The sequence below is a fragment of the Paenibacillus tepidiphilus genome (assembly GCF_008635795.1).
Taxonomy (GTDB): Bacteria; Bacillota; Bacilli; order Paenibacillales; family Paenibacillaceae; genus Paenibacillus_AQ; species Paenibacillus_AQ tepidiphilus.
The window spans coordinates 188,666-203,704 of the sequence record NZ_VWRQ01000005.1 but is presented as its reverse complement, the minus strand read 5'-3'; the positions used below and the strand labels follow the sequence as shown (position 1 = coordinate 203,704).

Here is a 15,039-nt window from a genome sequence, read left to right as displayed (position 1 = left end):
CACACTATAGTCAAAGGAGACATGCTATGAAGACAATCAAGGCAAGGACGAAATGGCTGTTGCCACTGCTCGCGCTGATCCTGATCCTGGCCGGCTGCCAAAGCGTGGCGGGGTTTGATGTCAACAAGGCGCTGCTAAGCGATCTCGACGTGAAATCCTCGGAATCGAGCTCCACCTTATCTGTGAAAGCGGTACCCGCAGCCGGAATCAGCAGTGAAGACCAGGCTGTAGTCGATCTTATCAATTCTTTCTCACTCGATTTTGCCCATGTGAAGCTGCAGGATAATGGCAGTGCATCTGCTACCGGTAACCTGCATTACAAGCAGTTGACCATTCCGTTCGCTTTCTATATGGACCAGGAAGGACTTGTGTTCACGGTAGAGGGGGCGAAACAGCCGTTCTATGCGCCGATTGCCGGATATGGCCAGGAGCTGAATCTGGAAGGGCTTGATGAAGCGAAGGCGCAGGAGATTACCAAGCTGCTGACTTCCTTTGTTGTGAAGAATCTCCCTAATCCCGGAAAAATCAACGTCTCTTCCGTAAGTGAAGCGGTGTACGGGCAAACGGTTAATCTGACGAAGCTACATACAGAGATTACGGGTGATGAGCTCCCGGCTCTGCTCAAGAGCTTCCTGAAGTCCATTTCGCAGGACACTGAAGGCTTCAAAAATCTGATCAGCGGATTATATGATTACCTGCTTCCGGTTTTGACCGCTTCAGGGCTCGATGCCGAGCTGGATAATCTCGGATTCGGAGATATTCCGCTGGAAGACAAGGAAGCCGTAGTTACGGTGCTGCATGATGCTGCCAAGCTGGCCGTAGACACACTGCTGCTTGTCTATGACAAGCAAGTGGAAGCTGTGTATGAAGATCCGGATGTTGTGACGATTCTGGGCAAGGACACGAAGCTGACGGTCGTTCTGTTTGTTGACAGCGGGTTCCATATCCGCAAGCAGAATATTGGACTGAACATCGCATTGCCGGCAGGCGAGGATCTGCCGCTCCAGTCAATCGCCATTACCATGGAGAGCGAGGTCTGGAATGTGAACGGTCCGGTAACAGCCGATCCAATCAGCGCCGAAGGTGCAATTGATATGTTTAGCGCTGAACTGACTCCGGGTCAGACGCTGCGGAGCTTCGAGCCGGATTCGGCTGTCTATGGTCTGCTGAAGAACGATCTGGGCATCACTTCTCGTTCGCTCTTTATCGAGCCGGAGGATGAATATTATTATCCAATCGTGGAGAATGGCACCACTTATGTGCCGCTGCGCTATGTTGCCGAAGATCTGGATGCCACCGTTGAATGGGATGCGGCCAACCGGGCCATCGTGGTGACGGAGGATGTCTACGGAGACCAGCTGGTCTTCCGCATCGGTTCGGACCAGGTGCTGGTGAACGGCACGGCCGTGAAGCTGGTGAAGCCGGTGTTCGTCGATGAATACGGCGATGCTTATGTGCCGCTGCGCTTCCTGGCAGCCGGACTGTATGCAACCGTTGAAGTGGATGAGGATGGATATATCTTTGTAGACCGTCCGTAAGCCGGAATATAAATAGAGGGCCCGTAAGCCACTGGACGGCTTACGGGCCCTTTATTGCCTCATGAGACGGCAGGAGGGACGTCTTACTTTCTGAAGGATAAGCCTTTGGCCTCCAGCGCTTCGCGCAGCAGCCGGACGCCCTTGGGTCCCATGCCGTGCAGCTTCAGCAGCTCACTGCCGGATACGGCGCTCAGCTGCTCCAGTGTCCGGTAGCCAGCGTGGGCCAGCGCCCGCAAGGCCGGCTGCGATAAGCCGGCCGGAAAGCCGCCTTGCGCCGGATCGATGGGTTCAGCGGTCATGAACATTCCCCGTTTCTTCTTAAGTTAAGGCTTTGCGGCACCCAGCACCATCTCAAACGACACATTGCTCCCGCCCTGCTCTTCCGCCATACTGCGGATGTAGCCTGACATGAAGCCGCCTTCCGTCTGCTCCCACAGCTTAAAGCCCGGCATGGCCTTGATTTCACTCAAATGCTCCGATGCCGTTCCCGCGAAATAATAAACGTTCAGCTTCGCCATCGCTTCGGCCATGGATGCCCGCTCCGCTGCGCTGAACGTACTCTCTTCCAGCCGCTGCAGTGCCTTGTTGTAAGAGGAAGCGGCGAAGGTATCCTCCGCGTAAGCTTTGAATCCAAGCAGATTGGGATCGGTACTGCCGCTAGCGGCTGCCCAGCCTTCAACATCTACGGCGGTGGTGGCATAGGTGACCCTCCGGGTTACCGGATCGAAGCTCATTGCCCCATACTGGTGGGGATTGACGGCAAAGGCACCGGTGGCGATGTCATACACGGGTGCTGCGGCATCCGCTGCTGCGGCTCCGGGGTCACGGCGGATATCCTGCATATGGATATGTCCCGAGAGGGCCAGATTAAGCCCGTCTTTACGAAGCTGCTTAAGCACTTCCTGGCTGTTGTTCAGCCGGAATCCGGACACATGCATTGAGGTGTGATTCAGCAGGTTGTGGTGCATCACCGTAATTACCGAAGCCTGAGACCCGGCGGCAAGCTTGGCGCATTTGTCTATCCAGGCAAGAGTGGAAGGCAGAATCCGTCCATCAGTTTGCGGGAAGCCGTACTCCTCATTCTTGGCATACTGGACGCTGTCAAGCATCAGCAGCCACAGACGGGGAGCGGCTTGCACCAGGTAGCTGAGGCTTTCCTTGTCCCGGGAGATAGCTTCATTGTAACCGAAATCTGCATACAGCTTATCAAAATCTTCAGCGGAAATATGCGAGGCGACAATCTGCTTGTCCCCTTCAAAGGATCTAGCCCACGGGTTATTCAAATCGTGGTTGCCGGGAATTACATAAACCGATGTCCCCGCTTGTTCTATGCGCACCAGCTTTTGCACCAGCTTCTTGTGGCTGCTTGTTTCTCCGTTGTTGGTCAAATCCCCGCTCAGTATAAGAAAAGCAGGCTTCTTCTGCTCGGCATCATGCACCAGCGCCTCCATCAATTCATCGCTGTATGGCAGCATTTTGCCGTCGCCGCCGCTGACATAGGCTTCAAAGGCCGCTCCGCCATCCTGCAGCCCATTGTCCAGATAATGCGTGTCTGTCGCGACCCAGAACGATACAGGCTCTGCCGATGCTGCCGTCAGATTTGCCGCATTGACCGGCAGGGTGGCAGACGCAGAATCATCCTTGCAGCCGCCTGTCAGCGTGAGTGCCGCCAATAAGGGAAGGGCGAGGAGGGATTGCTTATGCTTGGCGATAGTCTGTGACAGCGGGAAATGCTTCATTAACTTCATAGGGATGACCTTCCTTCGGGCGTATGTGCCCATTATTGTAGCCCATTTGCCGCAGTTAATGTTTATCTGAAATGTGAACAGTGTTTCTGCGGCCCGGAAATGCTTTAAAGAAAATAAGAGCGAACGAATAATAAGATCATAAATCGCGACAATAAGTGGGGAACCCATTCAGAGATAAGGAAAATTTGTGAAAAAGAAGTTGTATATACGGAAGAATAGTGTTATGATACTAAAAAGTTAGTAACTAAATTAAATGGAGGTAGTTATTTTATGTCGAACAGCTTTTTAGAAGCCGTTAAAACGAGACGTTCTGTGTATGCCATCGGTAAGGAGACTCCGATTTCCGATGCGCAAATCCAAGAAATCGTAGAAGCGGCTGTATTACATAGCCCGACTTCCTTCAATTCCCAAAGCTCCCGCGCGGTAGTGCTGCTTGGCGACAGTCATGATAAGCTGTGGGACATCACTTCCGAAACGCTGCGCAAGATCGTTCCGACCGAACAATTTGAAGGCACCTCCCAGAAGTTAGCTTCCTTCAAAGCCGGCTACGGCACGGTTCTCTTTTATGAAGACCAGAACGTGGTGAAGAGCCTGCAGGAGAATTTTGCCCTGTACGCCGAGAATTTCCCGGTATGGTCCAACCAGTCTTCGGGCATCCTGCAATACGTGGTATGGACTGCATTCTCGGAAGCCGGACTAGGCGCGTCGCTGCAGCATTATAATCCGCTGATCGACGATGAAGTCAGTGCGACCTTTGACATTCCGGAGGAATGGAAGCTGATTGCCCAGCTGCCGTTCGGCAACATCGTTACCCCTCCGGGTGAGAAGGAATTCCAGCCGATTGAGGAACGCGTGAAAGTACGCAAATAAGCGACCTGTTATCACTAGCATGTTTAAAACCTCCTGTGTCAGGCTAATTATAGCTATAGCCGACTAAGGAGGTTTTGTTATGCCATGGAACAAGGATGAATATCCGGATTCACTGAAGAATTTCACCGCACCTGTGCGGAACAAAGCGATTGATATCGCCAATGCGCTGTTGGAGGACGGATATGAGGAAGGAAGGGCCATTTCCATTGCAACCGCCCAGGCCAAAGAGTGGGGCGAGAATCATGATAAGCAAATCCGCAAGAAAGGCCACTGAAGCGCCATCGCTCGCCACAAGCAAATAACCGGACAGGCTGATATGCCTGTCCGGTTATTTGTTGGAATACCTATAGTACTATTCGGTAGCCGGAGCTTCGGAAGCAGGAGCCTCGGATGCAGCAGGGGCATCGGAAGCAGCCGGAGCTTCGCTCTCTTCAGGCTTGTCCGTCAGCGAGTTGGTGATTGTCGCGGATGAGGTCAGGTCTGCCAGCCATGTCGAGGACATTTCGGAAACCTTCTGGGACGTCAGTGTCTTCTTGATGTCTTCTTTCTTCTCTTCCAGCGTATACTCATGGGCTTCCTTACGGTCGGTCACTTTGATGATGTGGTAGCCGTAGTCGGATTTAACCGGTTCGCTGACCTCACCAACCTTCAGGTTAAACGCCGCATCGGAGAATTCGGCAACCATCTCGGCACGGGTAAAGAAGTTCAGATCACCGCCGTTATCCTTGGAGCCGGTATCGGCCGACTTTTCCTTGGCCAGCGTAGCAAAATCAGCTCCGCCCTTCAGCTCAGTCACAATGGCATCGGCTTCTTCCTTGGTTTCTACCAGGATATGCGATGCACGGACCTGCTCTTCCTGGTTGAAGGATGCTTTGTTGTCATTGAAATAGGTGGAAATTTCTTCATCGGTTACGGTGATCTTAGGCTCAAGCAGCTTGCGGATTTCAACCTGCAGCGGCATCTGCGCCTTCAGATCGTCGACGGACATGCCGCTTTGCATCAATGCGTTATTGAAGGCCTCTTCGCCGCCGAATTGGGCCTTGAGATCCTCAAGCTCGGCGTTGATGTCTTCATCGGTAACCGTAATATTTGCTTTCTTCGCTTCCTGACCAACCAAAGTGGTAGTGATCAGGTTCTGCAGGGTGCTTTCGCCGCCGGCTTCGACCAGCTTGTCATAGAAGTCGCCTTTGGTAATGTCTGCGCCGTTGACAGTAGCTACGGCTGAGCTGTCGTCGTCCTTCTGGAACGGCGGCTTGATCAGTACGATAATCAGTGCGGCTGCAAGAATGATCGATGCGATCATCCAGCCTTTACTGCTCTTGCTGCCGGGTGCGGACGCTGCTGCTTCAGGCGCACCAACCTTGCTCATCACAGGAATATTGGATTCCTTGGAAGCTGCCGGAGCGGTCTTGACCGGTTCTGCCGGAACTTCAGCCGGCTCATTCACGGTGCTTGCCGGTTCTTCGGCTGCAGGCTCTACGGCTTCCGTCGAGGGCCCGTTGGTTCCTTCGGAAATCAAATCGGAAGCTGTTGTATCTTCCGTTACGTTGCTCGGTGTTTCATTGGGTGTTTCGTTTGTGTCCAGGTGTTCATTGCCGTTTACATCTTTTTTGTCCATTAGAATTAATGACTCCCTTCAATAATAGGTGATGCCTGTCCTTCCTACAACTTTACCAGAAAAAAGGATTTCAAACCTTAAGAAAGTATAAAAAAGTGAAAATCCTTTTTAAGATTGCTTTAAGTTTGCAGGCAGAAAAAAAGCCGGAGCGGCAGGAGAACCCGTGCCGCTCCGGCTTTTACAGCTTCAGACAAGAGTTGGTCTTTCGCTGAAGCCACAGTAATTACGAGTGCATTTGTTGCAGTAAATGGCGGATGTTGTCCTGCTTCCGTCGCGGGATTCGCACATTCTTGGCATAATGGCCCTTCTCCCCGAAGTAGATGCAGTCATCCTCAATGCTGCTGATCTTGTTCAGATTGACATAACAGCCGCCGTAAACATGATAGTAATTAGCGTTAGACAGTAAGCGGTTCAATTGCTCGGCAGTCATTCTTTTTTTGATATTGTAGTTTCTGCCGTGAAAAATGACCAGGTCGTGGTCACCGACCTTAAAGAACAGAATGTCCGTCTCCACCTCGAAGTCCTCATATACATTTCTGGTCTCGAGCAGGCTGCTCATTCGTGTTCCCCCTTTATAAAAATATGCATGAATGTTAGCGCTTTCATTATAGCATACATTTTTTGTTTTGAGAAGTCTTATTTTTGAAATGTTTTTTGTCATTCTTTCCAATGTATTTGTCATAGGAGTCGAAAAATTGTAAATTATAAAGATGGCCGTATTTATCATCCGGTTACATCTTGCCCAAGGAGGATTACGTAGATGAATCATCAAAAACTGCTGTTGTTTATCGGCTCGTATGCCACAGCCAGTGAGAGCGGAGTGAAGGTATTCGAGTTCGACGGCGAAGCCGGAGGAACGTTGACGCTAAAGGACAGTGTGACAGGCATCGTGAATCCTACCTTTCTGCATGTGGACGCCCGGGGGCACAAGCTGCATGCCATCGGCGAACGGCTGAACGAAGAGGGCGGGAAGGAAGCGGAGATAGTATCCTATGCAGTTCATCCGGCAGCAGGCACTCTGACAGAGCTGAAGCGCACGCCAGCAATGCCGGCGGTTGAGGGCCGCAACCAGACAACCGCCTGCCATATAAATCAGGACAAGGCCCATGAATATATGATTGTCTGCAGCTACCACGGAGGAATGGCCGGCCTGTTCACAATGGGCGAAGACGGCCTGCCGGAGCGGCTTGCCGATACTGCCGTACATAGCGGAGAAGCCAAGCCGCATTTGCACTCGGCGATCTTCAGTCCGGATGAGCGCTTCCTGTTCATGTGCGATCTGGGTCTGGATCTGATCCGCACCTACCGCATTAATAAGGAGAACAATCAGCTCGAAGCGCTCAGAGATACCCGGCTTCATCCCGGGGCAGGTCCCCGGCATTTCGTGTTCCACCCGGACGGACAGAGTGCTTATGTCATTAATGAGCTGGACAGCAGCGTTACTTCCTTCCGGTATGACAGCGGAACCGGTGACCTGGAGACCGTTGCCACAGTTTCAACCTTACCGGAAGGTTATACCGGCGAGAACAGCTGCGCAGAGATCGCCTTATCGGAAGACGGACGCTTCCTGTACGGCTCTAACCGCGGGCATGACAGCATTGTTGTCTACGCGGTCGAGTCTGCTGCGGCTGTGCTTACACCGGTGGAATATGTGGAGACGAGAGGCGGACATCCGCGCCATTTCGCGCTGCTGCCCGGCGGTGAATTTCTGATCGCCGCCAACCGGGACGGGAACAATCTGGTGGTGTTCCATGTAGACCGCGAAAGTGGAAGACTGACCTTTACGGGAAATGAGGCGGAGACCGGCAAACCGGTCTGCGTGAAGCCTGTTGTTTTTTAAGCTGAGCGGTGCGCAGAACATGGCACTCTGAAGAACTGGCATGACCAATGAGCAGAGCAGCGTTTCTCCCGCTAGTTGAGGAACGCTGCTCTGCGCTTTTGGGTCTGCGGCCAAGGGAAAGCTCCGCAACAAGCTTCAACTTATCCATTCCGCCTAGCAGAATCACTTTTCATACATTCTTTCCGGTGCATGTCAAATAGGCGCATTGATGTCCGTTACACCGGGAAATCTACGCAAAACGGAGAAATAGAGGCTCCCGGGTCCGTTAGCGGCAGAGTGCCGATGGCACATCCCGTGAACGCCAAAAAGAAGCTGCCCGTTAGCCGGATAACGGCGATTGGGGCAGCCCTTTTGATTTCACTTCGGCTTCTGCAAGGCAGCAGGGTGGCTTCAGCGTGGCCGGCGGCTTATTTGAGCGAGACCGGCTTGAGGGGGACTATCGTCGAAATTGCCGATTTGAACAGTACGTTCTGCCTGCTGTCGTTCTGGCCCTGCAAAGTGATGGTGTACGCATCGTAAGAGGTTATAAGGCCCTGCATTTTCACTCCGTTTGTTGTAAAGATCGTGACGGGCATCTTTGTTGAAATGCATTGATTCAACAAGCGCTCCTGCAGCTTGAGAGTTTCCACTTTGGCAGCACTCCATCTTTTATGAATTGTCATCTCTAGAGACATTATAACACGGGAAAGACCCGCTCAGGAAACTGGCGTACATAAATTAACAGTCACAGGAGGGAGCCATGTTGTATTATCGGAGCTGGTCCAGAGGGTTTCGTTATTTACTGTGGTTCATGCTGGGCTTCGCACTGATTGCTACCCTGGTGGTGCAGGAAGGGACACTGGCCTTCGACCGGTCTGTTATCTCGTTCGTCCAGGGAATGGAGACAGGAGGGCTAACCTTTCTGGCCAAAGGCTTGTCGCTTGTCGGGTCCACCGGCCTGGTCATCGGCATTTCAATCGTGGCGATGGTGCTGCTCTTCTGCTTGCTGAAGCATTGGGCGGAGCTGGCCTTTTTTCTTGTAGCTTCGCTTGGCTCACAGCTGCTGAATATCTCTATGAAGCTCTGGTTCCGGCGTGAACGCCCGAACATCCACCGGCTGGCAGAAGCGGCTGGCTACAGCTTTCCCAGCGGCCATTCGATGGCGGCCTTCACCTTGTATGGCGTGCTTGCCTATCTGCTCTGGCGGCATACCCGTTCCCGGAAGGAACGGCTGCTGCTCATTCTGTTTGCCGTACTGATGACGCTGGGGATCGGGTGGAGCCGGATTTACCTTGGTGTGCATTATCCGAGCGATGTCATCGGCGGATATGCAGCCAGCGGTGCCTGGCTGATGCTGTGCATCGCCTGCTTTACAGCGTACCGGAACCGGCGCAGCATCCGCCTCTGAAGGGCTGCGCTCGCATCAAAAAGGCGGATGCCCGCAAATCCATGCGGGAAGCATCCGCCTGAAACTTGAGTACCGGCCGAAGGTTAATGGCTATGGCTGACGCCCGGGGCAGGCTTCGTCCCGTGCAGGCTGCCGGCATTGCTGATCGTCAGCTTCAGCAGGGCGGGCAGCCCGGCCTTCAGCTTGGCAGCCTCATCTTGTGTCAGCCGGCCTTCCTTGACTTACTCGTCGACTTTGCGGCCGGCCGCTGCACTGAGCTGCTGCAGATACTGCTCTTCGCTCCAGCCTTTCTTCTCCTTGGCCAGTGCATAAAGCGTTGTTCCGCTCTTGAGGCTGTCAACCACTTCGGAACGCTCCATATCCAGTAGCTTGGCCGTTTCATTCAGAATGAAATAACCGCCGGCCCGAAAGCCTTTGCCTTGATGATGCGGATGGGGATGGCCCTTGGACAGGGGGCTGTAGGAGACGGAAACAGGCGCCTGTACGGCTGTCTCGGCAAGCGCCGCTCCTGGAGCGGTGGCCAGCATGAGCACTGCGGCAAGAGCGGTGATTTTGCAGAACACGCTATTCATGGGTTCACCTCTTTTCCTTAACCGGATGATGTTGCTGTACACAGCATTTGCCGAAAGCATGGAACCGGCAGCCATGATGCGTAATGTGAAGGATATTTCGCCGGCTGTCTTCATGGGTAAATAAACCATGTACCCTATTCAAAATTCACCGAACGGCCGAAGGATATACATACCCGGGGAAGAATGATTCAAGAGGCTTGCTTCCGAAGCGAGTTATGTACGTAGTATTATCATTGGAGTATCGCTTTACATAACTAAGCAAATGCTTCCGAAGCGAGTTTTATTGCGAAGTGATTACCAGGAAGCTATGCTCCATAAAACTAAGTGAATGCTTCCGAAGCGAGTTATGTACGTAGTATTATCATTGGAGTATCGCTTTACATAACTAAGCAAATGCTTCCGAAGCGAGTTTTATTGCGAAGTGATTACCAGGAGGCTATGCTCCATAAAACTTTTAGGAGGGATGATTTTGGCCTTTGGTGCCCGCATACTTAAAACAGGGATGGCAGTAACATTAGCCCTCTATTTATCCGTACTCTTTCAATTCGCTTCGCCTGTCGGTGCGGGAATTGCCGCGATTTTCGCCATGCAGCCCTCCATTTACAGATCCTGGCGCTATTTTCTCGATCAGATCCAGACCAGTACCATGGGTGCCGTCCTGGCCCTGCTCGGCGGAATGCTGCTGTCGAATGAGCCTATTGCGGTCGGCCTCGTCTGTATTCTGGTGCTGATGCTCAGCATGAAGATGAACCGGGCGGATACCGTCGGCCTGACGCTGGTGACGGTCATTTCCGTCATGGAGGCTTCGGGCCAGTGGGAATTCGCGCTTACCCGGTTTCTGCTGACGCTGGTGGGAATCTTCTCTGCGTTCATCATCAATATCGCCGTGTTCCCGCCGAAGCCGCGCAAGCAGTACATTCAGCAGATCGAGAGCGTGTTCACCAGCCTCTCGCTGCTGCTCCGTACGGCGGTATCGCATGAAATGAAGGAGAGTGTGTTCCGCGATGAGAAGAATGCGCTGGCAGGCTCCATCCGGGCACTTACCGACAAATATAATCTGTTCGAGGAGGAGCAGAAGAAGCTGCGGCGGGCGAAGTACAGCCAGACCCGGCAGCTGGTGGTTTATAAGAATCTGCTGGAATCTCTGCAAAAAGGATACGGAGTGCTGGATGCCATTGACCGGCATTATTTTCAGGCGGAGCGCTCGGAAGAGACGGATGAGCTCTTTGACCGGCATCTGGAGCGGCTGATTAAATATCATGAGCTGATCCTGCTCAAATTCGAGGATAAGCTGAAGCCGGGCGGCAGCGAGCTGGAGCCCTGGAACACCGACAATGACAGCTTTCTGGAATCGGCAATCCTTGGTTATGACGCTGATAAAACAGGGCAGCTGCGGCTGTCGGTCGTAGCGACGGCGATTTACGAGTACGGCTATCAGCTGGAGCGGCTCGACAGGGTTGCAGAGCGGATCAACCGTGCCGCCGGCGACGACAAGGAATAACCGGAAAACACGGCAAGCCGCTACGGTACAAACATAAAACCCCCGGTCCATAAGGACCGGAGGTTCACATACATAACAGTATAGACAGCAATGAGTTTCAATGAATTGGGATGTGCTTGATAAGCCGCACAAACATTGGTAATATATAAAGATATCGAAAATAAAAGCAACAAAAAAGACATAGGTAATCAAAATAATTATATCATGAACTAAATGATATGTCAACGTCCAAAGGGGATGAATCATTTTGGATACACAGGATAAAGAGTGGACAGCAGAACAAGAACGGGTAACAAAGGTAACCAGGCAATTGACCTCCCATATCCGTGCACTGCAGGAGGAGCTTGGGACCCACCGCAGCGATGTGGTGGATATGCGTAAGGATTTCTGGGAAGAGGTTACCGTAAACTTCAGCAGCCCGGACGACCTGGGCGAAACATCCACCAGCCTGCGGCAGCAGTCGCAAATCCTGAACGAACGGGAACGCCATCACCTGCAGTCCAGCAAGGCGCTGAAAAAATATAAAAAGCTGGTCGTATCGCCGTACTTCGGCCGGATCGATTTCCGGGAGGAGAACGACACTGCAGCCGAGCAAATCTATCTGGGCATCGGTTCACTGATGGAGGATGACGGAACATTTCTGATCTATGACTGGCGTGCGCCGATATCAAGCCTGTATTATGACGGGGCACCCGGTCCCGCCGCCTATGAGACGCCAGGCGGCCAGGTCTCGGGTGAAATGGAGCTGAAACGCCAGTTCGTCATTGATCACGGAACCATCGAGGTCATGTTCGACACCGGCGTAACCATCGGAGACGAGCTGCTGCAGCAGGTGCTCAGCCACAGTGCGGATGACCGGATGAAGAATATTGTCGCCACTATCCAAAGGGAACAAAATGCGGTGATCCGCAATGACCGGAGCCGGATGCTGGTGGTTCAGGGGGCCGCGGGCAGCGGCAAGACCTCTGCGGCTCTGCAGCGCGTTGCATATCTGCTCTACAAGTACCGCGAGGTGCTGCAGGCGGATCAGATGCTGCTGTTCTCGCCGAATCCGCTCTTCAACAGCTATGTTTCCACCGTTCTGCCTGAGCTGGGCGAAGAGAACATGCAGCAGACGACCTTTCAGATGTATCTGGAGCACCGTCTGGGGCAGGAGTTCCAGCTTGAGGACGTATTCAGCCAGACCGAACGTCTGCTGAACGATCCGGACGCTCCCGAGGCACAGGTGCGCCGGGAAGGAATCGAGTATAAGTCGTCGGTGGCGTTTCTCGATGTGATCCGCTCCTATGCCGGTCAATTGGAGCGGGAGGGCATGCTCTTCAAGCCGCTGATGTTCCAGGGACGGGCAATTGTCGACCGGGAGGAGATGGCCCGTCAATTCTACAGCTACGACCCTGCCATCCGGCTGGCGAACCGGATCGATCTGATGAGCAGCTGGCTGCTCAAGCGAATTGCCGCCTTCAGTGTGGAGGAACGCAATGCGCCCTGGGTGGAGGAACAGATAGAACTGCTGGATACAAGCGATTATCAGCGGGCTTACCAGATGGTGCGCCGTAAAGGCGGCGGGCAGAATGAAAGCTTTGACGATTTCGACCTGGAAAAGAGCTCGCTGGCCCGCTACGTCGTCAGCCAGCGGCTGAAGCCGCTGCGCGGATGGACCAAGCGCGGACGCTTCGTCGATGTGAAGGGGCTCTACAGCCGGCTCTTCTCCGACCGGGACTGGATGGAGGAGCTGAATGGGCATGCACCGCTGCCTGCGCTTTGGGACGATATCTCCGCGCAGACTCTGGCAGTCATTGCCGAAGGGAATCTTGCGTATGAGGATGCCACGCCGTTCCTGTACTTGAAGGAGCTAAGTCAGGGCTTCCGCACGAATACTCTGATCCGGCATGTGATTGTCGATGAAGTACAGGATTATTCGCCGTTTCAGCTGGAATTTATGCGCCGGCTGTTTCCGCGGGCCAAGATGACCGTATTAGGCGATCTGAATCAGGCCATTTATGCCCAGGGTGAGGTGCTAGGCGATCTGGCCGGGCTGGTCAGTATCTACGGCCAAGAGAACACCGAGGTCATCTCGCTGACACGAAGCTACCGTTCCACTTACGAAATCGTCGAATTTACACGCTCGATGATTCCTGGCGGGGATAAGATTGTTCCGTTTAACCGCCGCGGCGAAGAGCCGCTGATAACCTCTGTAGATTCGGAGACCGAGCTGGTTGCTGCAGTGTCTGAGGATATTCTGAAGCTGCATGCCCGGGGTTATCATTACGTAGCCGTGATCTGCAAGACGGCGGAGGAGAGCAGCCGGGTACATGCGGCACTCAAAGACAAGCTGCCTGTGCAGCTGGTCACCAAGGATACGCCGAATTTCCAGAAAGGCACGCTGGTGCTTCCGGCATATCTGGCCAAAGGCGTAGAATTCGACGCTGTCATCATCTACGACGGCTCGGCGGACCGGTATGACCGGGAGAACGAGCGCAAGCTGTTCTACACCGCCTGTACTCGGGCGATGCATGTACTGCATGTGTTCAGCCTGGGACAGCCCAGCCGCTTCCTGCCGGCGGTAAGAGAACCGGAGCATGCGGGATTGCCGCAGGGCTGAGCGCTCCGGCAGCGGCAGGCTTCAAGAAACAGATCTGAATAACAAACAGAGCAGCGTTCCTTCCGTAGCCGGGAGAATCGCTGCTCTGTTTAGCTATCCGGGCTAACCGGCCAAAGAAATGGCCGCCGGGTACATTATTCGGCCGCCGCTGCACCGGATTGTGCTGTCACGCCGTTATTCTTGCCTTTGCGGCGGCGTTTACCGGCAATAAGAATGACGTATACAAGCAGCAGCAGGAGCGGGGCCAGGGCCGAATAGCGGTACATCTCGGCATAGCTGCTGTACAGCGCGATGGAGCCCAGCGCCATCGTGCCAAGGGCTACGCCGAGATCCAGCGAATTAAAGAACATGCCGTTGGCGATCCCGCGCCGGCTTGGACTGACAGCCTGGATCATCCAGGTCTGCAGGGCAGGCTGCATCGAGCCGAAGCCGAAGCCGTACAGCAGCGCCGCCGGAAACAGTGCGGCTGTCGAGCGGGCGAAGGAGAGCAGCAGCAACCCGCCGATGACTAGCAGGCTGCCGGGAATCAGCAGCGCCGGTGCCCCGTACCGGTCATAAATTTTGCCGGACAGGGGGCGGATAATAACAATGGCTACGGCGTTAAACAAGAAGAAATAGGCAACATTCGCCAAATGCACTTCTTTGCCGTAGAGGGCCAGGAAACCGAGCAGGCCGCCGTAGGATACGGACAGCAGGAAGTTGAGCAGACTGGGAAGGAACAATCTGCGGAAGCTCCCCCCTTGGTCGTCTGCGGCTTCCTGCACCGCAGGTTCCTTATGACCCGCCGGCAGTGATCTGGTGAGCAGCCGGCCCAGCGGAACGATGAGTGCGAGGATTACCGCCGTGCCCAGCACCAGCGTACCAAAGCCGGGGCCTTGCAGCAGGGTAAGCCCGATCATCGGGCCTACTGACATCGCGAGGCTGGTAGACAACCCGAAGTAGCCCATGCCTTCGCCCATGCGGCGGATGGGAATGACGTCCGAGGCCATGGTCGGAAACGCAGTGCTGGCCATGCCGAAGCCGACGCCGAACAGCATGCGCAGCAAGAGAAGTGCGGTCACGCCGCCGGCCCAGTAATAGCCGACGACGGCGGCAAGCGAAATCGCAAGGCCGAGGAAAATCAGCAGATTGCGGCCGCCCTTCTCCATCGCCTTGCCTGCGAACAGGCGGGAAGCAATGGCGCTCAGTGCGAACAGGCTGGTAACCAGGCTGACCTGCACCGATGTGGCGCCCAGTGATTCTTCGGCATAAGCGGGCAGCGTAGACAACGTCATCTGCAGCCCGGTAAAGAGCAGCAGATTGCATAGTGTAAGTACAATGAAGGATTTGGTCCATAAACGTTCGGATAAATTAGTCAATAGTA

The 15,039-nt window shown here is 53.9% G+C and carries 15 protein-coding genes; 8 read left to right on the top strand and 7 right to left on the bottom strand.

Features of this window, described 5'->3' with window-relative positions; all coding sequences use genetic code 11:
* Nucleotides 1-26 precede the first annotated feature (26 nt).
* Complete coding sequence (locus F1379_RS08630; protein WP_150268496.1) at nucleotides 27-1,538, top strand: copper amine oxidase N-terminal domain-containing protein; 1,512 nt, start codon at nucleotides 27-29, stop codon at nucleotides 1,536-1,538.
* Nucleotides 1,539-1,621: 83 nt separating this feature from the next.
* Here the strand turns inward: F1379_RS08630 and F1379_RS08625 are convergent, their stop codons facing one another.
* Together F1379_RS08625 and F1379_RS08620 are read right to left on the bottom strand one after the other, a co-directional pair.
* The gene (locus F1379_RS08625) at nucleotides 1,622-1,837 is read right to left on the bottom strand and encodes a helix-hairpin-helix domain-containing protein (protein ID WP_150268494.1); all 216 of its coding nucleotides are present in this window, start codon (nucleotides 1,835-1,837) and stop codon (nucleotides 1,622-1,624) included.
* 24 nt (nucleotides 1,838-1,861) lie between these two features.
* Complete coding sequence (locus F1379_RS08620) at nucleotides 1,862-3,286, bottom strand: metallophosphoesterase (RefSeq protein WP_162551104.1); 1,425 nt, start codon at nucleotides 3,284-3,286, stop codon at nucleotides 1,862-1,864.
* 270 nt (nucleotides 3,287-3,556) lie between these two features.
* Here F1379_RS08620 and F1379_RS08615 point away from each other — a divergent pair, with 270 nt between their 5' ends.
* Nucleotides 3,557-4,156, top strand: coding sequence for a nitroreductase family protein (locus F1379_RS08615; protein WP_150268490.1), 600 nt, complete (start codon nucleotides 3,557-3,559; stop codon nucleotides 4,154-4,156).
* 79 nt (nucleotides 4,157-4,235) lie between these two features.
* Entirely contained in the window at nucleotides 4,236-4,430 is a 195-nt protein-coding gene (locus tag F1379_RS08610) for a DUF2188 domain-containing protein (RefSeq protein ID WP_150268488.1), read from the top strand.
* Between the two features lie 78 nt (nucleotides 4,431-4,508).
* Here the strand turns inward: F1379_RS08610 and F1379_RS08605 are convergent, their stop codons facing one another.
* Together F1379_RS08605 and F1379_RS08600 are read right to left on the bottom strand one after the other, a co-directional pair.
* On the bottom strand, nucleotides 4,509-5,774 hold the full coding sequence (locus tag F1379_RS08605; protein WP_150268486.1) for a peptidylprolyl isomerase: 1,266 nt from the start codon (nucleotides 5,772-5,774) through the stop codon (nucleotides 4,509-4,511).
* Nucleotides 5,775-5,997: 223 nt separating this feature from the next.
* Entirely contained in the window at nucleotides 5,998-6,333 is a 336-nt protein-coding gene (locus tag F1379_RS08600) for a hypothetical protein (protein ID WP_150268485.1), read from the bottom strand.
* Nucleotides 6,334-6,534: 201 nt separating this feature from the next.
* On the opposite strand from F1379_RS08600, the gene F1379_RS08595 reads away from it, so the two are divergent.
* Nucleotides 6,535-7,614, top strand: a complete 1,080-nt coding sequence (locus F1379_RS08595; protein ID WP_150268483.1) for a lactonase family protein — start codon at nucleotides 6,535-6,537, stop codon at nucleotides 7,612-7,614.
* A gap of 282 nt (nucleotides 7,615-7,896) precedes the next feature.
* Entirely contained in the window at nucleotides 7,897-8,133 is a 237-nt protein-coding gene (locus F1379_RS30615; protein ID WP_162551097.1) for a hypothetical protein, read from the top strand.
* Here F1379_RS30615 and hfq read toward each other — a convergent pair.
* Nucleotides 8,022-8,276 (bottom strand): RNA chaperone Hfq, encoded by a 255-nt coding sequence (gene hfq, locus F1379_RS08590; protein WP_150268481.1) that lies wholly within the window; start codon nucleotides 8,274-8,276, stop codon nucleotides 8,022-8,024. The genes F1379_RS30615 and hfq overlap by 112 nt on opposite strands.
* Nucleotides 8,277-8,353: 77 nt before the next feature.
* Between hfq and F1379_RS08585 the strand changes: the two genes are divergently transcribed.
* Entirely contained in the window at nucleotides 8,354-9,001 is a 648-nt protein-coding gene (locus F1379_RS08585; protein ID WP_150268479.1) for a phosphatase PAP2 family protein, read from the top strand.
* Between the two features lie 221 nt (nucleotides 9,002-9,222).
* On the opposite strand, the gene F1379_RS08580 is transcribed toward F1379_RS08585, so the two are convergent.
* Nucleotides 9,223-9,573 carry a hypothetical protein gene (locus F1379_RS08580; RefSeq protein WP_150268477.1) on the bottom strand — a complete coding sequence of 117 codons (351 nt, stop codon included), beginning with the start codon at nucleotides 9,571-9,573 and terminating at the stop codon, nucleotides 9,223-9,225.
* Between the two features lie 469 nt (nucleotides 9,574-10,042).
* On the opposite strand from F1379_RS08580, the gene F1379_RS08575 reads away from it, so the two are divergent.
* Both F1379_RS08575 and helD read left to right on the top strand, forming a co-directional pair.
* Nucleotides 10,043-11,074: an FUSC family protein gene (locus tag F1379_RS08575; protein WP_150268475.1), complete on the top strand. Its 1,032-nt coding sequence runs from the start codon at nucleotides 10,043-10,045 to the stop codon at nucleotides 11,072-11,074.
* Nucleotides 11,075-11,321: 247 nt separating this feature from the next.
* Nucleotides 11,322-13,676 (top strand): RNA polymerase recycling motor HelD, encoded by a 2,355-nt coding sequence (gene helD, locus F1379_RS08570; protein WP_150268473.1) that lies wholly within the window; start codon nucleotides 11,322-11,324, stop codon nucleotides 13,674-13,676.
* Between the two features lie 134 nt (nucleotides 13,677-13,810).
* On the opposite strand, the gene F1379_RS08565 is transcribed toward helD, so the two are convergent.
* On the bottom strand, nucleotides 13,811-15,034 hold the full coding sequence (locus tag F1379_RS08565) for an MFS transporter (protein WP_239004603.1): 1,224 nt from the start codon (nucleotides 15,032-15,034) through the stop codon (nucleotides 13,811-13,813).
* Between the last annotated feature and the right edge of the window lie 5 nt (nucleotides 15,035-15,039).